The sequence below is a fragment of the Anaeromyxobacter terrae genome, from assembly GCF_022690685.1.
In the GTDB taxonomy this organism is placed as follows: domain Bacteria; phylum Myxococcota; class Myxococcia; order Myxococcales; family Anaeromyxobacteraceae; genus Anaeromyxobacter; species Anaeromyxobacter terrae.
This window is the reverse complement of sequence record NZ_JALCYY010000016.1, coordinates 55,262-75,903: the sequence shown is the minus strand read 5'-3', so window position 1 is coordinate 75,903 and position 20,642 is coordinate 55,262. Positions and strand designations below refer to the sequence as shown.

14 protein-coding genes are annotated in these 20,642 nt (G+C 71.2%); 5 read left to right on the top strand and 9 right to left on the bottom strand.

Annotation, left to right across the window (positions count from 1 at the left end; genetic code table 11):
- Positions 1–33 precede the first annotated feature (33 nt).
- Together MNY62_RS09530 and MNY62_RS09525 are read right to left on the bottom strand one after the other, a co-directional pair.
- Positions 34–1,287 (bottom strand): GspE/PulE/PilB domain-containing protein, encoded by a 1,254-nt coding sequence (locus MNY62_RS09530; RefSeq protein WP_242343920.1) that lies wholly within the window; start codon positions 1,285–1,287, stop codon positions 34–36.
- Positions 1,288–1,311: 24 nt separating this feature from the next.
- The gene (locus MNY62_RS09525; protein ID WP_242343919.1) at positions 1,312–2,757 is read right to left on the bottom strand and encodes an aspartate ammonia-lyase; all 1,446 of its coding nucleotides are present in this window, start codon (positions 2,755–2,757) and stop codon (positions 1,312–1,314) included.
- 364 nt (positions 2,758–3,121) lie between these two features.
- On the opposite strand from MNY62_RS09525, the gene MNY62_RS09520 reads away from it, so the two are divergent.
- Positions 3,122–5,437: an OmcA/MtrC family decaheme c-type cytochrome gene (locus MNY62_RS09520; RefSeq protein WP_242343918.1), complete on the top strand. Its 2,316-nt coding sequence runs from the start codon at positions 3,122–3,124 to the stop codon at positions 5,435–5,437.
- 143 nt (positions 5,438–5,580) lie between these two features.
- Positions 5,581–6,258, top strand: a complete 678-nt coding sequence (locus MNY62_RS09515) for a hypothetical protein (RefSeq protein WP_242343917.1) — start codon at positions 5,581–5,583, stop codon at positions 6,256–6,258.
- A 52-nt stretch (positions 6,259–6,310) separates the two neighbouring features.
- Here MNY62_RS09515 and MNY62_RS09510 read toward each other — a convergent pair whose 3' ends face one another.
- Positions 6,311–6,985, bottom strand: a complete 675-nt coding sequence (locus MNY62_RS09510; RefSeq protein WP_242343916.1) for an NUDIX hydrolase — start codon at positions 6,983–6,985, stop codon at positions 6,311–6,313.
- Positions 6,986–7,143: 158 nt separating this feature from the next.
- On the opposite strand from MNY62_RS09510, the gene MNY62_RS09505 reads away from it, so the two are divergent.
- Both MNY62_RS09505 and MNY62_RS09500 read left to right on the top strand, forming a co-directional pair.
- Positions 7,144–7,620 (top strand): ferritin-like domain-containing protein, encoded by a 477-nt coding sequence (locus MNY62_RS09505; protein WP_242343915.1) that lies wholly within the window; start codon positions 7,144–7,146, stop codon positions 7,618–7,620.
- A 73-nt stretch (positions 7,621–7,693) separates the two neighbouring features.
- Positions 7,694–8,161 carry a ferritin-like domain-containing protein gene (locus MNY62_RS09500; protein WP_242343914.1) on the top strand — a complete coding sequence of 156 codons (468 nt, stop codon included), beginning with the start codon at positions 7,694–7,696 and terminating at the stop codon, positions 8,159–8,161.
- A gap of 99 nt (positions 8,162–8,260) precedes the next feature.
- On the opposite strand, the gene acnB is transcribed toward MNY62_RS09500, so the two are convergent.
- The 4 genes from acnB to MNY62_RS09480 form a co-directional block, all read right to left on the bottom strand.
- Positions 8,261–10,810 (bottom strand): bifunctional aconitate hydratase 2/2-methylisocitrate dehydratase, encoded by a 2,550-nt coding sequence (gene acnB, locus MNY62_RS09495; protein ID WP_242343913.1) that lies wholly within the window; start codon positions 10,808–10,810, stop codon positions 8,261–8,263.
- Positions 10,811–11,037: 227 nt separating this feature from the next.
- The gene (locus MNY62_RS09490; RefSeq protein ID WP_242343912.1) at positions 11,038–13,317 is read right to left on the bottom strand and encodes a polysaccharide biosynthesis tyrosine autokinase; all 2,280 of its coding nucleotides are present in this window, start codon (positions 13,315–13,317) and stop codon (positions 11,038–11,040) included.
- A gap of 19 nt (positions 13,318–13,336) precedes the next feature.
- Entirely contained in the window at positions 13,337–15,352 is a 2,016-nt protein-coding gene (locus tag MNY62_RS09485; RefSeq protein ID WP_242343911.1) for a polysaccharide biosynthesis protein, read from the bottom strand.
- 293 nt (positions 15,353–15,645) lie between these two features.
- The gene (locus MNY62_RS09480; protein ID WP_242343941.1) at positions 15,646–16,962 is read right to left on the bottom strand and encodes a nucleotide sugar dehydrogenase; all 1,317 of its coding nucleotides are present in this window, start codon (positions 16,960–16,962) and stop codon (positions 15,646–15,648) included.
- A 453-nt stretch (positions 16,963–17,415) separates the two neighbouring features.
- Between MNY62_RS09480 and MNY62_RS09475 the strand changes: the two genes are divergently transcribed.
- The gene (locus MNY62_RS09475) at positions 17,416–19,173 is read left to right on the top strand and encodes an ArnT family glycosyltransferase (protein ID WP_242343910.1); all 1,758 of its coding nucleotides are present in this window, start codon (positions 17,416–17,418) and stop codon (positions 19,171–19,173) included.
- 111 nt (positions 19,174–19,284) lie between these two features.
- On the opposite strand, the gene MNY62_RS09470 is transcribed toward MNY62_RS09475, so the two are convergent.
- Together MNY62_RS09470 and MNY62_RS09465 are read right to left on the bottom strand one after the other, a co-directional pair.
- Positions 19,285–19,914 carry a sugar transferase gene (locus MNY62_RS09470; protein ID WP_242343909.1) on the bottom strand — a complete coding sequence of 210 codons (630 nt, stop codon included), beginning with the start codon at positions 19,912–19,914 and terminating at the stop codon, positions 19,285–19,287.
- 62 nt (positions 19,915–19,976) lie between these two features.
- Positions 19,977–20,639: an HAD family hydrolase gene (locus MNY62_RS09465; RefSeq protein ID WP_242343908.1), complete on the bottom strand. Its 663-nt coding sequence runs from the start codon at positions 20,637–20,639 to the stop codon at positions 19,977–19,979.
- Positions 20,640–20,642 lie beyond the last annotated feature (3 nt).

The window sequence follows — 20,642 nt, the reverse complement described above, 5'->3', positions numbered from 1 at the left end:
GTCCGGGTCCGGCGAGGAGCCGGGACGCCCGTTCTACCGCACGCGGGCGACGAGCGTCTCGTAGCTCTTCGCGATCCGCGTGGCGAGGATGAGCAGCTCCCCTACCCCGCCCGCGTCCACGACCCCGCCGCGGCCGTTGTCCGCGTAGAAGACGTTCACCACCCTGCCGAGGGCCAGGATCGGCACGAGGAACGCGTTCCCGGGCACGCCGCCGCCGAGCCGCTTGAGGAGCCGGATGTTCGCCTCGGTCTTCGGGAGCGGCCCGAGGAAGTGCGCCTGGGTGCGGACCACCGTGTCGACGACGCCGGGCGCGCCGAGCGCGAGGCGGAGGCGGCCGACCTGCTCCGCGTCGACCCCCTCCCCCAGCCCGGCCCAGCCTCGCGCCTCCCCGCGGTTCACGGTGAGGAGCACGGCCCGCCGGAAGCGGGAGCGCGCGTGGCGCAGCACCGACCGGGCGATCGCGCCGCGCTCCGTGACGCCCTCGAGGGCGCGGAGCGCCTCGTCGAAGCCGAGCGGCGAGGGCTCGGGCTCCGCCCGCGGCGCCGCGGGCGCGACGAAGCGGGCCGGCGGCGCATGGCCCGGCGCCCGCGCGAGCGACGCGAGCACCTCGGCGGCGAGCGGCGGCGTCGCTTCGTCGCCCGGCAGGATGAGGTCCGTGAGCTCGATGATCTCGTCGTCCGGGGCGGCGGGGCCGGGGGGCGCGAGCGCGAACGCGCCGGTCTTCGCGTAGAGCGCGTCGAACTCGCCCTCTCCGAGGAGATCCTCGGGCGCCCCCGGGGCGGGCGTCCCGGCGGGAGGAGGCGGCGCGGGGGCGGTCAGGCGGCGCCGGAGCGATCCGAACTCGACCTCGATACCGCGGAGCTGCCGCTCGATGCCGTAGCCCTCCCTGAGGAGCGTCCAGATCCGCGCCTCGGGCGCGACGATGGGGTGGACCTGCTTGCCCGTCGCGAAGGCGACCTCGTCGAGCATCGCGAGATCGGAGGGATCGCAGGCGAGGATCGCGAGCCGGCGATCGGCGACGAGGTACGGCACCACGTCGTGCCGGTCGGCGACCTCGGGGCGCAGGAGCGCCAGCGCCTTCGGGTCGAGCGGGAGCTCGCCCGAGAGCGCCGGCAGCCGGTGGCGCCTGCCGAGGGCGGCCGCGAGCGCCTCCTCCGTCACCGCGCCCATCTCGAGGAGGTTCGTGCCGAGCCGGCCGCCGAAGATGACCTGGTTCTCGAGCGCGCCCCGGATCGCGTCGGGATCGCACGCACCGTCCTGCACGAGGATCTCGCCGAGCCTTGGCACGGCGCGATGATACCCCGGATCGGGTCAGGCCCTCCCCGGCCGCGTGAGCCTGGCTGCGTCGAGGATCCGCCGCACCTGCCTCTCCGGGAGGCCGCCGCGCTCCACTGCGACCTCGACGATCGACCGGCCGGTCCTCACCGACTCCTTCACGATCTCGGCCGCGGCGGCGTAGCCGATCCGCGGCGCGAGCGCCGTCGCGAGGCTCACCGTCCGCTCGGCGTAGTGGCGGCAGCGGGCCTCGTCCGCCTCGAGGCCCCGCGCGCAGCGCTCGTCGAACGCGCGCACGGCGTTCGCCAGGATCTGGAGCGCGTGGCAGAGATCGGCGGCCACGAGCGGCATCATGACGTTCAGCTCGAGCTGGCCGCCGCTCGCCGCCCAGGCGATCCCCGAGTCCATCGCGACGACCTGGTACGAGACCATCGCGAGCATCTCGGCCATCGACGGGTTCACCTTGCCGGGCATGATCGAGGACCCCGGCTGGACCGGCGGGAGCCGGAGCTCACCGAGCCCGGTGTTCGGGCCGCTGCCGAGGAGCCGGACGTCGCCGCCGATGCGGAGGAGCTCGAGCGCGGCGGCCCGGAGGGCGCCGGACAGCGCCACGGCCGGGGCGAGGGACTGCATCGCGTAGAAGAGGTTCGGCGCGGGCGTGAGCGGGATCCCGGTCAGCCGCTCGAGCTCGGCGACCACGAGCCTCGCGTAGCGCGGATGGGCGTTGACCCCCGTGCCGACGGCCGTCCCGCCGAGGCCGAGGACCGACAGCTCCGGCAGCGCGTCGCGGATCCGTCCGGCGGCGGCGCGGAGCGCGGCCGCCCAGCCCGAGACCTCCTGGCCCAGGCGGATGGGCGTCGCGTCCATGAGGTGCGTCCTGCCAGACTTCACGACGCCGTCCCACGCGCGCGCCTTCGCCTCGAAGGTGCCGGCCAGGCCGGCGAGCGCCTCGATCACCGCCGGGGCGAGGTCGAGCGCGGCGAGCCGGATCGCGGTCGGCACGACGTCGTTCGTCGACTGCGCCATGTTGACGTCGTCGTTGGGGGAGACGAGCGGCGCGCCGCGGCGGCCGCCGAGGAGCTCGGTGGCGCGGTTCGCCAGCACCTCGTTCACGTTCATGTGGTGCGAGGTGCCCGCGCCCGCCTGGTACACGTCCACCACGAACTCGGCGCGGTGCTGGCCCGCGAGCACCTCGCGCGCGGCGGCCTCGATGGCGCGGGCCTTCGCGCGCGGGAGGAGGCCGAGCCTCGCGTTCACGCGCGCGGCGGCGAGCTTCACGCGCACCGTCGCGTCCACGAAGGCGGGGTGGGGCCGGAGCCCGGAGATGGGGAAGTTCTGCACGGCGCGCGCGGTCTGCGCGCCGTAGAGCGCGTCGGCGGGCACCGGCACCTCGCCCAGGGTGTCCTTCTCGATGCGCGTGCGCGCGCTCGCTCGCGGCGCGCGGCGCGCCGCGGCGCGGCGCGGGGATCGGGTCGTCGGCATGGAACGGATATTCACGGTTCGTCGCGTCCAGCGCAATCGCGCACGCGCTAGGGGGCGCGGCGCTCGCCGGGCCGCAGGCCGGACAGGCGCCTCCAGCCGCCTTGCGCGCGCACGTTCTGCGTCTAGATTCACGTGGCGTGTGCCTGGCGCGCGACATCGCGCCCCGTTCGCCCGCCCGAAGCGCGGCCCGGCGAATAGCTCCGCATGCGTCTCGCCCCGCAGCGGGGTCTGCCTTCTCTCCCGAAGTGGGTGCACCGTGGCGTGAACGCGGGGCAACTTTCGCCCGCGGGGCACGTCGCGCATGCGGCACTCCAGTGCTTCTCTCCGCATCACGTGACCCACGGTGCACGAAGGAGGATGGGCGATGACGTGGCGTATCCGAGGCGCGGCGTGCAGCCTCGCCGCAGCGGTGGCGATGGTCGCGGCGGTGGGTTGCGGAAGCAGCAACAAGAACAAAGGCGGCGGAGGCGGAGGCGGCGGCACGACGGGCGACACCTCCTCGATCCAGAACGGCGCGCTGAAGGTCGAGATCCAGAGCGTCGAGCTCCCGGAGAGCGGCCCGCCCGTGCTCACGTTCCGCGTGACCTCCGACGACACGGCGGTGACGGATCTCGCCCAGGAGGTGAAGAACGGCGTCGTCCCGTCGGGCGCCCCCGCGTCCACGACGTTCCCGTGGGTGAGCCCGATCCGCGTCACCCTCTCGAAGCTCGACTCGACCACGGCCGAGTTCACGTCCTATTACACGACCCAGGCCACCGGCCAGCCGTTCACGCCTCCCGGCGGCACCGAGCAGCAACCCAAGCAGGCGAACGCGACGCAGGCCACCTTCGATGCGGGCCCCACCGACGCGACGCTCGACCAGCGCCTCACGCACCAGGGCGACGGCGTGTACCGCTACACGCTCGCGGCCATCCCCGCCGGCGCGCAGGTGGACCGGACGAAGACGCACACCGCCGGGATCTGGCTCACCCGCCACACCGCCGCGGGTGAGCCGGGCACGTCGTCCGCGACCTCGACCCGGAACTTCGTCCCGGCGGGCGGGACCGCGCAGCGGCCGGAGATCGTCAGCAACGCCGCGTGCAACACCTGCCACGGGCCCGCGATCGCGGCGCACGACGAGCGGCTCGGGGCGACCGTCTGCCAGACCTGCCACTCGCCGCAGACGACGGACCCGGAGACGGGCAACGTCGTCGACTTCAAGATCATGATCCACAAGATCCACATGGGCGGGGACCTGCCCTCGGCGCAGGGCGCCACCGGCCAGCCCTACACGATCGTCGGCTTCCGCCAGACGGTGGCGGAGTTCGACACTTCGTGGATGCACGACGTGCGCGACTGCACGGTGTGCCACAAGGGCACGGACGCCGACCGCTACAAGACCAACGCGAACCTCGCGGCGTGCACCTCCTGCCACGACAACGTCAAGTTCGACGGCTCGGGCGCGGCCGCTTGCGCGCTGGGGACCGTCGACACGGCGGCCTGCAACCACGCGCAGGTCGGCACGACCGCGTGCACGACGTGCCACACGGCGGATGCGCCGAGCATCGGCGTCGCGACCGTGCACGTGACGCTCGCCAAGAAGGCCGAGGCGTACAAGTACGAGCTCGTCAACGTGACCGCCGGCGCCGACCGCAAGCCGGTGGTGCAGGTGCGGGTGACGAGGAACGGGCAGCCGGTCGACATCACCACCGACGCCGCCTACAAGCAGACGCTCAGCGCGCTCAACGCGAAGATCGGCTGGCTGGAGCCGGCGAAGGCGGACTACACCAACGTGGGCAGCGGCGCGACCTCCCCGGGACAGCCGGTGAACATCGCCATCGTCTCGAGCGGCGCGATCCCCGCGGCGAGCAACGTCACGCCGGTGTCGGGCCAGACGAACGTCTACCAGGTGACCTCGCCCACCGCGATCCCGGACGGCGTCACGACCTACTCCGTGCTCATCGACGGACGCGCCGTCGAGAACGGGGAGGAGATCCCGATCAAGAACGCGATCCAGGACTATGCGATCGGCGGTGGCCAGGCGACGGCGCGGCGCCAGGTGGTGGACATCGCGAAGTGCGACGCGTGCCACGGGTACCTGTCGGCGCACGGCGCGAACCGGAACGACGTCATCCAGGTCTGCACGGTCTGTCACAACCCGCGGGCGACCGACAAGGGCCGGCGGACGGCGACGGCGACGAACCCTGCGTGCGCCGCCAGCACGACCGAGCAGTCCATCGACTTCAAGCGGATGATCCACGAGATCCACGGAGGGTCCATCCGCGGGAACGACCTGACGATCTGCGGCTTCGGCAGCACTCCGGTCACGTTCGATGCGGGCGCCGAGGTGCCGCAGCTCGACAAGGTGCAGAACTGCGCCATCTGCCACACGGGCGAGACCTACCAGGTCCCGCCGGCGGGCAGCGTGGTGCCGCTCGACACGACGTACCTGTCGAACGTCGTGGCGGACCAGACCGACGACACCACGACCCCGGCGGTCATCGCGGTGTGCACCGCTTGCCACGACAACGCGAAGTTCACGGCGACGGCCGGGTTGCCCGCGTGCAGCTCGCTCGCGACCGTCAACAGCGAGCCTTGCGCGCACACGGGCGGCGAGGCGACCACGGGCACGACGTGCGTCGGCTGCCACGGCAAGGGCGCACCGATCGACATCGTGAAGTTCCACAACATCCAGCCGTGAGACAGGAGCCCCCGCGCTGCGGGGGTCCGCGAGGGCCCGGCCGGCACGTTCCGGCCGGGCCTTCTCGTTTTCGGCGTGCGGCTGCCCGTCCGGGGATGGCGCCCCGAGCGGACCGTCACGAGCGTTCCGTCTCGGAGGTCCGGATGCGCACGGGATGGAGCGGGACGTGGATCTTGGCGGTGGCAGGGCTCGCGGTCGGCGCGGCGTGTGGCGACGCGCGCGAGGTCGCGAACGACGAGAACACCAACACCCCGGCGACCCCCACGCCGACCGCGCAGGTGTCGTTCGAGCAGGAGCTCCACCCGCTGCTCCAGGGGAAGTGCGGCGCCTGCCACGGCAACGACTGGGGGTCTCCCGACGTGAACACGTCGTACCAGGCGGCCCTCGGGAAGGTGGACACCGCGAACCCGGCGCAGAGTCCGCTCTACGTGCGCCCCACGGGCGGGAGCGGCCACGCGAAGGTGCTGTCCGACAGCGAGGCGCTGCTCGTCCTCCAGTGGATCCAGCAAGGGGCCAAGGGGCCTACCGCCGCGACGACGCCCACGACCCCCACCACGCCGGCGACCCCCGCGGCCGTCTCCTTCTCGCAGCAGATTCACCCGTTCCTTCGGTCTGACTGCGGCGGCTGCCACGGCGACGCCTGGGGCAGCTCGGATCTCGTGACGTCCTACGCCGCGGCGCTGCAGAAGGTCGACACGGCGAACCCGGCGCAGAGTCTGCTCTACCTCCGCCCGACGGGCACCGGCCACGCGAAGATCCTCTCCGACGCGAACGCGCAGCTGCTGCTGCAATGGATCCGGGAAGGCGCGAAGAACGACTGAACGATCGGCTCGCGGCGCGGCGCCGAACGCGACGTCCGCGGCACGGGGCCGCCTACGCGCCGAGCCGTGCCGCGAGCCGCCGCAGCGCGATCTCGGTCTTCCCGTCCTCGATCTCCCCGGCCTCGCACGCCGCGATCGCCGCGTGCAGCTCGCGCCAGGCGAGCAGCGCGCCCTCCTCCAGCGGCGAGCCGTCTCCCTCGTGCGGCGCCTCGTGGAGACCTTCCACGTCCGTCCGCGGCACCTCGCCCGCGAGGAGGTGGATCTTCTCGGACACGATCCCCGGCAGCGGGAAGAAGGGACCGCCGAGCAGCTCGAGGCGCTCCGGGGCGATCTCGATCCCCGCCTCCTCGCGCGCCTCCTCCGCGCCGCGCCGGCGCAGCGCCTCGACCCCCCGCTCGCCCGGCTCGAGCACGCCCGCCACGATCTCCTCCACGAGCAGGTACTCGGGCTCGGGGAGCGCGGCCGGCTTGCCGCGGCGGAAGTACGCGGCCGGTCGGAGCCCGCGGCGCGTGAGGATCTCGATCCCGCGCGGCGTCCGGGCCCAGAGCACGACCGCCACCGCGTCCAGCGTGGGGCGATCGATGACGTCGATCGGGTAGACGGTCGAGGTGGTCCCGTCGGCACGGCGGTTCCGGGCGCGGTAGCGCTTCAGCCGGAGGAACCCCTCGTCGCAGCGGGCACGCTCGGTGTAGTCCTCGACGACCTCGATCGCGGCGATCCTGGGCATGCGTGAAGCCTGCGCGCCCTCCGCCCGGGCGCAAGCGCGAACGTTCGCCGGACGGCTCCTGTCTCCCCATCTCGACCGTCCGAGCGCCCCGTCGTCTCCCCGGCGGGGGGTAGTGGACTGGATCCATCGATGACAGCTTTCACTCAGGAGGGACCAGGATGAAGCAGTCGGAGGTGAGCGGGGAGCTGTCGCGCCTGCTGGCGCTCGAGATCGATGCGTTGCACGCATACGACGCGGCCATCGCCTGGGTGGGCGGGCCGGGCAGCGCGATCGGCGGCGAGCTCGCGCTCTTCAAGGTGGAGCACCAGCGTCACGCCCTCGCGCTGCACGAGGCGCTGCTCGCGATGGGCGCCCGCCCGCCGGAGGTCGAGCCGGACGTGAAGGGGGTCGTCATCGGGGCGCTCACGCCGCCGCGGCGCCGCCTGAACGCTCAGGAGGTGCTCGAGGCGATGCGCAACAACGAGCAGCTCACGACCGCGGTCCACCGCAAGGTGCTCGCCCTGCCCCTGCCCGAGGACGTCCGCGCGCTCGTCGAGCGGGCGCACGCGGACGAGGAGCGCCACCTCGCCTGGATCGAGGAGGCGCTCGCCCGCGCGCTGTGGTTCCAGACGTCCGTCGTCGCCGCCCTCCCGTAGTCGGGCGCGCCCGGCGGAGGTGCGATGCGCGCGCCGCGGCGCGTCACCACCTTTCTCCACGGGAGGCTCTCAGATGAACGTGCACGAGATCGCGGAGGAGCTGTCGAACCTCTTGCAGCTCGACGCCGACGCCGTCGTCGCCTACGACCGCACCATCGAGGTGATCGGCGACGGCTCGATCGCGACGGAGCTGGCGCGCTTCCGGCTCGACCACCAGCGCCACATCCTCGAGCTCTCGAAGGCGCTGCTCGACCTGAACGTGCGCCCGCCCGAGGCGAAGCCGGACATGAAGGGGACGTTGCTGGGCAGCGTGACCGGCCTGCGGGCCCGGCTCGGGATGGAGCAGGCGCTCCGCGCCATGAAGCCGAACGAGGAGCTCACCACGTCCACGTACGCGCGCGCGCTCGCGAAGCCGTTCCCGGAGGACGTCCTCGAGCTCGTGCGCCGGAACTACGCCGACGAGCAGCGGCACCTCGCGTGGATCGAGCGGGCCATCGACGAGCGGACCTGGGAGCAGCAGCAGCCCGGCGCGGCGTCCTGATCCCTCGACGCGCAGGTGCGCGCCGCAGAAACGAGCGCGGCGCGCCGTCCGAGGACGGCGCGCCGCTCGAATGTCACCGGCGCGAGACGCGCCGCAGCCTCAGGCGACGACCTTGAGGCCCTGGTAGCCCTCCAGCTCGTCGAACTGCAGGTACCGGTACACCTGCCCCGCCTTCGGCGCGATCTTCTCCTGGTACGCCGCGAAGTACTCCGCCGGCGTGGGCAGGCGGCCGAGGGTCGCCGCGACCGCGCCGAGCTCCGCGGAGCCGAGGAACACCTTGGCGCCGTTGCCCATGCGGTCGTCGAAGTTGCGGGTCGACGTCGAGAAGACCGTCGCGGCGTCCGGCACGCGCGCCTGGTTGCCCATGCAGAGGGAGCAGCCCGCGATCTCGATGCGGGCGCCGACGGCGCTGTAGGTCGAATAGTACGCCTCGTCCTTCAGCTGCTGCTGGTCCATCCGCGTGGGCGGGCAGATCCAGGTGCGCACCGCGGGGTTGAACTTCTGGCCCTTCCAGATCTCTCCGGCGGCGCGGAAGTGGCCGATGTTCGTCATGCACGAGCCGAGGAACACGTCGTCGATCTTGGTGTTCGCGACGTCGGTGAGCTTCTTCACGTCGTCCGGGTCGTTCGGGCAGGCGAGGATCGGCTCGGTGATCTGGGCGAGGTCGATCTCGATCACCGCGGCGTACTCGGCGCCCGCGTCGGCGGAGAGGAGCTCCGGCTTCGCGAGCCACGCCTCGGCCGCCGCGATGCGGCCGGCGAGCGTCTTCGCGTCGCCGTAGCCGTCGGCGATCATCTTCTTCATGAGCGCCACGTTCGAGCGCAGGTACTGGGCGACGCTCTTCTCGGAGAGCTTCACCGCCGCCGCCGCCGCGCTCCGCTCCGCCGCGGCGTCGGTCAGCTCGAACGCCTGCTCGACGGTGAGGTCCGGGAGCCCCTCCATCTCGAGGATCCGGCCGTTGAAGACGTTCTTCTTGTTCTTCTTCGGCACCGTGAGCAGGCCCTGCTGGATCGCCCAGTAGGGGATGGCGTTCACGACGTCACGCAGCGTGATGCCGGGCTGGAGCTTGCCCTTGAAGCGGACGAGCACCGACTCCGGCATGTCGAGCGGCATGAACCCGAGCGCGCCCGCGAAGGCGACGAGGCCGGAGCCCGCCGGGAACGAGATGCCGATCGGGAAGCGCGTGTGCGAGTCGCCGCCCGTCCCGACGGTGTCGGGCAGGAGGAGGCGGTTCAGCCACGAGTGGATGACGCCGTCGCCCGGGCGGAGCGGCACGCCGCCGCGCTCCTGCACGAACTGCGGGAGCGTGCGGTGCATCTTCACGTCGGCCGCCTTGGGGTAGGCCGCCGTGTGGCAGAACGACTGCATGAACATCGGCGCCTGGAACTTGAGGCAGGCGAGCTCCTTCAGCTCGTCCGCCGTCATCGGGCCCGTCGTGTCCTGGGAGCCGACCGTCGTCATCCTCGGCTCGTAGTAGCCGCCGGGGAGCGCGCCCGGGATCCCGCACGCCTTGCCGACCATCTTCTGCGCGAGGGAGTAGCCCTGCCCCGGCTTCGGCTGCGGGTTCGTGACCTTCGCGAAGAGGTCGGTCGGCGGGAGGCCCGCGGCCTCGCGCGCCTTCTCGGTGACGGCGCGGCCGATGGTGAGCGGGATGCGGCCGCCGGCGCGGTACTCGTCGGCGAGCGTGTTCGGCGCGAGCTTGAAGGTCGAGAGGACCTCGCCCGCCTCGCTGCGGAGCTCGCCCTTCACCGTGTCGACGACCACGACGTCGCCCGTCTTCAGCTTCGTCACGTCGGCGCGGATCGGGAGGGCGCCGGAGTCCTGCGCCGTGGCGAAGAAGATCGGCGCGATGACGCCGCCGATGATGACGCCGCCCCGCTTCTTGTTCGGGACGAACGGGATGTCCTCGCCGATGGCCCACTGCACGCTGTTGCACGCGGACTTGCGGGAGGAGCCCGTGCCGACCACGTCGCCCACGAAGGCGACCTGGAAGCCCTGCGCGCGGAACTCCGCGATGGTCTGGAGGCCGCCCTTGAAGCGGGTCTTGCCCATCGCGAGCGCGTGGAGCGGGATGTCGGGCCGGGTGGACGCGTCGCCCGCGGGGGAGAAGTCGTCCGTGTTGATCTCGCCGTCGACCTTGAAGACCTTCACCTTCACCTGCGCCGGGACGCCCGGGCGGCTCGTGAACCACTCCGCCTTCGCCCACGCGTCGAGCACCTTCTTCGCGGCGGCGTTCGTCTTCGCGAGCGCGACGATCTGATCGAACGCGCCGTAGACGTAGGTCATGTGGGAGAGCGCCTGCGCGGCGTCGTCGGCGAGCGCGGGGTCGGCGAGCGCCGCGACGAGCGGCGGCACGTTGTAGCCGCCCATCATCGTGCCGAGGAGCTGCACCGCCTCCTTCTTGGAGATGAGCGGCGAGCGCTTCGCGCCCTTCACGACGTCGGCGAGGAACCCGGCCTTCACCTCCGCGGCCGGGTCGACGCCCGGGGAGACGCGGTCGCGCAGGAGCCCGAGGAGGAAGGCCTCCTGGCCCTTGGGCGGGCTCTCGAGCAGCTTCACGAGCTCGCGCGTCTGCGCGGGGTCGAGGGGCTTGGGCGGGATGCCCTGCGCCTTCCGCTCCGCCTCGTGCTTCAGGTACGCCTCGATCACGGTCGCTCCTCCTCCCGACGGAACGTGGCGCCCGCCAAAGGGCGGAAAGCCGGCGGCGGACGCAGGTCGGGAAAGCTCCGGCCCTATAGCACGTCGCGTCGGCCGGCGTCACTCGCCGACCATGCCGAAAACCTCGCGAGAACGGGTGTTTGCGGGACCCCACCGGTCCATTTTCGGGCGGGCGGCGCCGGCGGGCGTGCCCCCGCGCGGCGCCGGCCGGCGCCCGGTCAGGTGGTCTCGGAGCGGTACTCGTACCGATGGTACCGGCCCGACCTGCCGTAGCGGCCGCCCTTCTCCGCCATCTCGTTCAGGATCGCACCCTGGACCCGCACTCCCGCCTGGCCGAGCTGCTTCACGGCGAGGGCGATCTCGTGCACCGAGTGCGCTGCAGCGCGGAGGACGAGCAGGTTCACGCCGGCGTGGCGCGCGACCAGGGTCGGGTCGGTGACCGCGAGCACAGGCGGCGTGTCGACGATGACGAGGTCGTAGCGCTCCGAGAGCTCTGCGAGCAGCGCCTGGAAGCGGTGGCTCGCGAGGAGCTCGGCGGGGTTCGGGGGGATCCGCCCCGTCGAGAGGAGATCGAGCCGCTCGACGAGCGTGCGCCGGAGCGCCTGCTCGAGCGGGGTCGCGCCGCTCACGACGTCCGACAGCCCTGGGGTGCGCTCGAGCGAGAAGTAGCGATGGAGGCGGCCACGGCGGAGATCGCCGTCGACGAGCAGCACGCGGCGGCCGGCGGCGGCGAGGAGGTGCGCGAGGTTCACCGAGATGAAGGACTTGCCGACCGCGGGCGATGGCGCGCCGAGGGCGATCACGTTGTTCCGGGCCTCGACGAGCGCGAACTGGAGCGCGGTGCGCAGGCTCCGAAGCCCCTCGATGGCGAGGTCGTCGGGCGCCGCTTGAGTGAGGGCAGCGCGATACGAGCCGGGAACCCGGCGCGCGTCGCGGTCCAGCCGGGCCTCCACCTCGCTGTGCGGGATCATCACGTACACCGGGAGACCGGTGCGCGCCTCGATCTCGTCGGGATCGACAGCACCCTCGTCGAAGGCCTTGCGCACCAGGGCGATGCCGACGCCGAGGCCCAGACCGAGGATGAGCGCCAGGGACAGGACCTGCCCGCGCTGCGGGCTGCTCGGCCGCCTCGGCACCTCCGCCGCGTCCAGCACCGCGACGTTCCCGACGACGCCCGAGCGCGCGACCTTGAGCTCCTGCGCCTTGTTGAGGACGAGGACGTACAGCTCGGACGCGACCTTGACGTCGCGGGCGAGGCGAACGGAGTCGAGCTCGCGCCCGGGGAGCGCCCGCATCTGCTGGTCGAGCGCGGCGCGCTCGCCCTGCATGCGCGCGATCTTCTGCTGGATGGCGACGATGGCCGGGTGATTCTCCGTGAAGCGCTGGCGCAGGTCGGTGGCCTGGAGCTGCAGCTCCTGCAGCGCCCCCTCGATCCTCACGGCGCGCTCGAGCATCGCCTCCGCCTCCTGCGAGATGTCCACCAGGCGGTTCTCCTTCTGGAACGCGTTCAGGGCCACCTCGGCAGCGTCGACGCCCGACTTCAGCACCGGCAGCTGCGACTCGAGGAAGCTCAGCATCTGCGCCGCCTCCGCGGACTTCCGCTCCACGTTTCGGCGCAGGTACGCGCGACCGATCGCGTTCAGCAGGAACGTGACCCGCTGCGGCTCGGGGCCCTCGAGCGTCGCGACGAGGATGCCGGTCTTCCTCCCGCTCTCCTGCACGCCCAGCGCGCGGCGGATGCGGGACACCAGGCCGGCGCGATCGTGCTTCGTCACGAGGAACTGCGTGCCCGGGCGAGCGACGAGCTCGTGGACGACGATCTCGACCGAGCGCGCCCCCTCCCCGCCCGAGGCGCGAGAACCGACGGCCGCCTCGAGGAGCCTCGGCTCGTCGGCGCTGCCGATCCGGTAGCGACCGCCCTCGAGCGCGGTGAGCACGAGGGTGTCGTCGACGAGGTCCTCGCCAACCTCGAGCCGGCTGAGATCGATCCGCTCGCCACCCCAGCCGTAGCGCTCGAGCCCGAAGCGCGCCGGGGCGGGTCCTGCACCCCGCCACCGGCGGGCGAGCGCCGCGCCCAAGAGCGGCGCACGGCGCGGCGTCGCCTCCACGTCGAGCCCGAGCTCGTCGACGACCCCGCCGATGAGCGAGCGGGAGCGGATGATCTCGATCTCCGTCTCCGCGGGCGACGCGGCGGCGGCCATGAAGTCCGAGAGATCCTCGAGGCCGGTCAGCTTCTTGGAGCGCTCCTCGATCTGCAGGACGAGGTTCGACTCGTAGATCGGCGTCGCGACGAACAGGTACGCGACCGAGAGCGCGAGGGCCGCGAGCAGGACGCCCGCGATGAGCCAGCGCTCGGCGGCGAGCGTGTGGAGCACCTCGACGAGAGAGGGCGGGCTCCGCGGCGCCAGCGCCGACTGGGGCGGCGGCAGATCGCGCAGCGTCGCAGCTCCGAAGTTCACCTCTACGACCGCGTCGCCCTTCGCCCGGTCGTTCGACATTCCGCCTCCCCTGCAATGCTCACAGCGTCGCCGGCCAACCGGCTCCGGCGATCCGCTCGCGCGGGCCGTGCTTCCGCGTCGTGTACGGCGAGCCCTGCTCGTCCTGCAGACCTGGCCGGGCGCAGTACGTGGGGACGAGCGATCTCAGCGCCGCCAGGATCGCCTCGCGGTTCCCGTCGTTCGCGAATCGCCTCAGCTCCTCGAGCCGGGCGTCGAGATCGTGCGGCGGCGGCGGGCTCTGCGTGACGCGGATGCCGTCCCGCACGACGAGCGAGCGCTCCTCCTGCTCGGTGAGCACCTCTTCGTTGAGCTTCTCGCCGGGCCGCAGCCCCGTGTAGACGATCTCGACGTCCTCGCCTGGGACGTGGCCGGAGAGGGTGATCATGCTGCCCGCGATGTCCGCGATCCGGACCGGCTCGCCCATGTCGAGCACGCAGAGCTCGCCGTGGCCGCCGAGCCCGGCGAGCAACACGAGCCCGACCGCCTCCGGGATCGTCATGAAGTAGCGCATGCAATCCGGGTGCGTGACCGTCACCGGGCCGCCGCGCGCGATCTGGTGCTTGAAGATCGGGATGATGCTTCCCGAGGAGCCGAGCACGTTGCCGAACCGGACGGCGGTGACGCGCATCCCCGACCGGCGGGCGATGTTGCGGACGATCAGCTCCGCCACGCGCTTGGTCGCCCCCATCACGGAGGTCGGGTTCACCGCCTTGTCCGTCGAGATGAGGACGAACCGCTCGGCGCCGCACTCGTCGGCCATCCGCGCCGCGTTCATGGTGCCGAAGACGTTGTTCTTCACTGCCTCGGCGGGCGCGTCCTCCATGAGCGGGACGTGCTTGTGCGCCGCGGCATGGAAGACGTCCTGCGGCCGGTAGCGCTCGCCCAGGCGGCGCAGGGGCTCCGGCTCCCGCACGTCGGCGACCTCGCACCGGATGTCCACCTCGGGGTGGTCCTCCGCGAGCGCGAGGCGGCGCAGATAGAGCTCGTTCTCGTTCATGTCGACCATGACGAGCTGTCGAACGCCGTTTCGCGCGAGCTGCCGAGCGAGCTCGCCGCCGATGCTGCCGCCCGCTCCGGTCACCAGTGCCCGGCGACCGGCGACGAGGCGACGGATCTCGAGCTCGTCGAACGCGATCGCGGCGCGCGGCATGAGGTCCTCCGGCGACATGTCCTCGAGCATCGCGCCGGAGAGACGGCGCTCGAGGTGCGCCCACGACGCCGGGGTGATCTTGAACCGGACCCTCGACCTGGCGCACAGCGCGACGACCTCGCGGATCCGCGCCGCGGGCATCCTGGGATCGGCGAGGAGGATCACCGCGATCCGGTGACGCCGGATGAGCATCGGGAGATCGTGGATCCCGCCCAGGATCGGGATCCCATCGATGCGGCAGCGCACCATGTGCGGGTTCTCGTCGATGAAGCCGACGAGCTGGTACTGCGCCTCCGAGGCGCGGCGGAGATCGCGCGCGAGCAGCTCGGTCGCGTGCCCCGCGCCGATGATGAGCGCGCGCGGCGCGCCGGCGAGGGTCTGGGACCACATGCCGGCCCACCGGAACGCGGCGCGCGGCAGGAAGCGAACCACTCCGAACGCGGTCGCCGACAGGAAGAGCTCGAGCGCGTACACGGTCCGCGGGAGGTGGAGCCCGAGCACCCAGGACGCGGCCACGAACAGGACCGTCCCGGCGACTGCCGCCGCGGCGACGCGGATCCCCTCCGCGAGGCCGGCGAGACGAAACGACCAGCGGTGCAGGCGCGCGGAGGCGTTGCACGCAAGCCGCACCACGACCAGCGTGCCTGCCGCGGCCGGGATCAGGCGCGCGTACCCCGCCGGGATCTCACCGTCGAACCTGAGCCACAGCGCGACGACCAGGGCGACGATCGACGCGACCCCGTCCGAGGCGATGATGATCGCGTATCGGATTGCCGGCGGAACTGGCGACGCGTCGATTCCGTCGCGCACCGCGGCCTGAACGACGGCACGCAGGCTGCGAAGACTACCCATCCCATCCCAGCCGACGGACCCAGCGTGGGCCATCACTACCCTCCCGAACCGCCTCCCGGACATCCCCCTGGATCGTGCAGTGACAGGTATGTGCTCTTGTCTCACACGGCGAGTCCACTGACTCCCGGGCATGAGAGGGTCGCCCACCTGGCGCAATCTGGCCGGGTCGCGCGCGGGCGAGGTGCCTGCGAACACGCCCAGGCGGCGCGGCCCGGTGCGAGCGCGGACGATCCGTGTACCCTTCGCGCGTCCCGCGGATCCGGTGCACGGTCTTTCACGCCGCCGCACGCTCAGTCCGCCGACGTGGGGGCGCCCCCATGAGCGTTTCAGGCCCGCACGATGCGCGGGCCATCGCCCCCGCTGAACAGCGGCGCGACGGCGTTCCGGGTGTCCACTACGAGCCGGACCCCCTCGTAGAGTGCCGCATCCTTGAACACGTCATGGGCTGTGGAGACCACGACGGCGTCGTAGCGCGCGAAGGTCTCGGCATCGCACGCGACCGAGTGCAGACGGAGATCGTGCTTGCGCCCCTTCCGCGACGCCGGGAAGTGCGGATCGCAGTAGTCGACGCGCGCGCCCCGCTCCTCGAGGAGCTCCAGGATCTCGTACGAGGGCGACTCGCGGTCGTCGTCGATGTTCGCCTTGTACGCGAGCCCGAGAACGAGGACCGCCGAGCCCTTGAGCGGCTTGCCGTCCTCGTTCAGGCCCTCTGCGATCTTCTCGACCACGTACCGCGGCATGCGTGCGTTGATCTCGCCCGCGAGCTCGATGAAGCGCGCCCACTCCCCGTGCTCGGCCGCCTTCCACGCCAGGTAAAATGGGTCGAGCGGGATGCAGTGGCCTCCGAGGCCCGGACCGGGATGGAACGGCATGTACCCGAACGGCTTCGTGGACGCGGCCCGGATCACCTCCCACACGTCGATCCCCATGTGGTCGAAGATGACCTTGAGCTCGTTCACGAGCGCGATGTTGACCGAGCGGAAGATGTTCTCGAGGAGCTTCGTCGACTCGGCGACGCTCGCGCCGCGCACGGGCACCACATGATCGAGCGCGGCCGCGTAGAGCGCGGATGCGACCTCGGTGGAGGCCGTGTTCACGCCGCCCACGACCTTCGGGATGCTCTTCGTGGTGAAGTCGGTGCGCCCAGGGTCCTCGCGCTCCGGCGAGAACGCGAGCAGGAAGTCCTCCGGAGTTCGCAGCCCACCTTCCTCCAGGATCGGGCGAACTTCCTCGTCGGTGGTGCCGGGGTACGTGGTGGACTCGAGCACGACGAGCTGCCCCGGCCGGAGCCGGCGCGCGATCTGGCGGACCGTCTGGTGAATGTACGAGTTGTCCGGCTCGCGATGCCGGCCGAGCGGGGTGGGGACGCAAATGAGGATCGCGTCGCACTCGGCGAGCCGGTCGAAGTCGGTCGTCGGCGTGAACCCGCTCGCGACGGCGGCCGCGACGCGCTCCGGCCCGATGTGCTGGATGTAGCACTCGCCTCGGGAGAGCGCCGCGACCTTCGCGGCGTCGACGTCGAACCCGATCACCCGAAAGCCGGCCTCGCTGAACACGAGCGCGAGCGGGAGGCCGACGTACCCCTGTCCGACCACGCCGACGAACGCGGTTCGCGCCGTGATCCGTTCACGAAGAGCCTGCATCGCCGTCCCCCCGGGACGTAACAAGCTGTTCATCGAGCGGCGGTCCGTCTCCTCCCATTCGTAATAGCCCGCACGGGCTGGGAAGGGCTCACTTGTCCCTGGTTGCACGACCTGGATACGCGATGAAGCCCGAGCAGGCTGGCGACGCGATCTTCCGGACGCCCTGCGCCGGGCAGCGAGAGCTTGCGTTCCGCGGCCCGAGCCACGGCTGAAACCGGTACCCGCGAACTTCCGCGACCCTCCGGAAACGACCTGATCCCGAGCGACGGGGGCGCGCCTCGCGCGAGGGGGGCTCCGAACAGCGCCAGTCGCGATCCTGGTCGCTCTGGCGGTCGTGTTACCTCGTTACTACGAGTTCCGAGCCCGCAATCGCGCGTGGAGGGCGGCGACCGATCACTTCCTCACCCGGCGAGCCACGGAGACGACCGTTGCGTCGAGAGCTAGCCTCCCACCATGGTGCCGGTCCCGGAAAGGGGCCGTTTCCAGCACAGGGATGAGGGCCGACGTCCGCGGATGGGTGCCGACGACAAGTCGTCCGTGATTGAAACGGGAAGCATGGAGACCGCGATGGAACCGGACAGCCTTAGAGTGACTGCCATTCGACGAAAGACGATCGCGGCCTCGACCGGTGAGGACGCAAGGCTGAACGCATTTGCCTTGATGGCCGTGCTCGGCCTGGGATTGTGCCTCCGGCTCGTGGACATCGACCGGCCCTTCTACGGCTACCACATGTGGAATGAGGCCTACTACGCCACCATCGCTCGCAACTTCGATCATTTCGGTCTCTTCCATTCGTACAATTACGATTGGCGCGGAGGATCCGACCTCGGTCAGCGATACGGGCCTTCTCCATTCGTGCCCTGGCTGATCCATTTCTCCTCTCATCTCCTTGGAAACAGCGAAGCTGCCGCGAGGCTGCCCATCCTGATCCTGGGACTGTTCTCGCTCCTGGCGATCTACTTCATCGCTCGCGAGCTGTACGACGCGGAGATCGCGCTGATCGCGAGCTTTCTGGCCGCCATCATGCCGGGCGTGGTCTTCATGTCACGTCAGGTGGCCCTGGACAGCCCGATGGTCGCGTTCGGACTGGCTTCGGTCTGGACGCTGTTGCGGGCCAGACGCACACCCGGTGGCGGCTGGATGTGGGTCGCAGCTTCGTCCCTGTGTCTCGGGATCGCCGTCTTCATCAAGTACACGGGCGTCCTGTTCGTGCCGCTCCTCGGGTGGATCTGGTTGAGGTCCATCGGACGAGGCGGCGCCTCTCGAGAGCCGTCCACGTGGCTGCTGCCTGGAGCCTATTTCCTGGCTGCGAGCCTTCCGGCCGTCGCATGGCTGGCCAGAGGCTGGCTGGCGTCCTCCGGCTCCGGCGAAGCCGGCAACTCGCTGGCCACCTATCTGGTTCGCGCCAACGAGTGGGCGCTGAGGTCCTGGATGCGGGCCATCTACGCGACCTGGGTCAGGACGGGCCAGCAGGTGGGCCAGTTCCTGTGGTACCCGTTCGTGCTCGCGGTGGTCCTCGCTTCGACGGGCCGGCGGAGCCTGGCTTTCATCAAGCAGAACGTCGAAGCGCTGCTGCTCGTCCTTCCGTGGCTTGCGCTGCTGATCTACCCGGTGTCCTGGTACCAGAACGATTCCTACTCGTACCCGGCTCTCTACGGACTAGCGGTCCTGATGGCGCTCGTGATCCGGCGAGCCGCTCATCTCCTCCAGGAGCTGCTGAGGCCTTCCCATCGGAAGACGGTCGTGGCCGCCTCCCTGTCGATCACGGTGGCCCTGGGTGCGAGCCTCGCGGATTACGTCCAGTACTATGGTTCCTGGTACAGGGATTTCTCGTCGAGCTGGGGGCTCCAGCTGCCGGCCAACCTGATCACGCAGCAGGAACCCTTCGCGTCGGCGCGGATGGTCCGTTCCCTGAACACGTCTCATGCTCCCATCCTGGCGGATAGCCCGGCCACCCTCTACTACGCCCAGGACGAGTACTGGAAGGGAACGGCGACTTGGTACTGGTGGACGATGCCGGGGGAGCTCGCGCTGCTGTTGAAAGCGATCGAGTCACTCAAGTACGTGTACGTGGTCTTCACCTACCAGCCTCCCTCGGTCGTGGTGAGGGTCCTGGGCGACACCGGCTATCACCACGTCGGCCTGGGAGTATGGCGACGAGCGAGCGAGCAACCCGCGAAGAGCGAGAGCCCCGCCTCGAACGCCGATTGATTGCAGCGCTGGATGAGCGCGCGCCGCGAGCCTCGGCATCACCGGCGAGGGCGGCAGATCTCGGGGGTCTCGCTCACCGTGGCGGGATCGCCGCTCGGCAGGTATCGGTGCTCACTCACCGACCCGGCCTCCGCCCTCCTCGGTTTGCGCGCCCCCCCGCTGGCCCCCTGGCAGGGGAGCCCCGAGCACGTCGACGTCCTGTGTCGTCAGGACGTTGGATCGGCTGATCAGGTGTTGCACGGTCAGCGCGAGGATCTTCAGGTCCAGCCAGAGGCTCCAGTGATCCACGTACCAGACGTCGAGCTTCACCCGATCGTGAAACGGGAGAGCGTGGCGGCCGTTCACCGCCGCCCACCCCGTGATGCCGGGCGGCATGTCGTGGCGGCGGCGCTCCTCTGGCGTGTAGACGTCCAGGTATTCCATGAGGAGCGGGCGAGGCCCCACGAGGCTCATCTCGCCACGCAGCACGTTCCAGAGCTCCGGCAGCTCGTCGAGGCTCGTCGCGCGCAGGAGCCGGCCGAGCCGTGAGACCCGGCGCGCGTCGGTTCGATACCAGACCTCGGCGGGAAGGGGCTCGCGCATGGTCCGGAACTTCAGGATCGTGAACGGCTCGCCGCGCAGTCCCGGGCGTCGCTGCCTGAACAGGACCGGCCGGCCGTCGATCACGGCCACCGAGATCGCGGTGAGCGCCAGGACGGGCGAGAGCAGGACCAGGCCGGCTGCGGCCCCGACGACGTCCATGCCTCGCTTCAGGGCGAGCGCCTTTCCCCGAGCGGTCCCCGGCGTCCTCTCTCGCTCCGCGCTCACGCGATCTCCAGCAGCGCGCCGAAGCGATCGACCTCGAGCGTCGGACGAGCGTCCCCTCCCACCTCGAGGCACGGGCGCAGGTTCTCGGGGTGCCGGAGCTGCACGGTCAGCCAGCCCAGCCGATTGGGCGCCACGAAGTCCTTGCGCTCGTTGTCCGCCACGTAGACGAAGGCCTTCGCGTCCGGAGCGGACCTCATCACGCTCTCGAACGACCACGGGTGCGGCTTCCAGTGATCGCGCCCCCGCTCGTCGGTGAAGATCACGGGGTGGAACGGCACGTCGAGCCGCAGCGCTCGCCACTTCCTCCGCTGCGGCTCCAGGTGACCATCCGAAACGAGCGCGAGCCGGTCGCCACGCCGCGACAGCGCGGCCAGCACGTCGCGCGCACCTTCACGCAGCGCGATGACCGGATCGTGCGTCCGGTATTCCTGGACGAGCCGCGGCAGCCACCCCGGGTCGAGCCCGAGCTCCGCCAGGCGCCGCTGGAAGAGATCCCGCGGCCGCGCGCGGCGCCACTCGGCCACGAGCCACTCGCCGCTCGCGCCGCGTCGCGCCCGTGACAGCTCGTCGAGCCTGCGGCCGACGGCGCGCAGCCCCGACTCGACGTACTCGCACTCGGAGATGAGCGTGTCGTCGAGGTCGAAGCAGAACACTCGCATGGC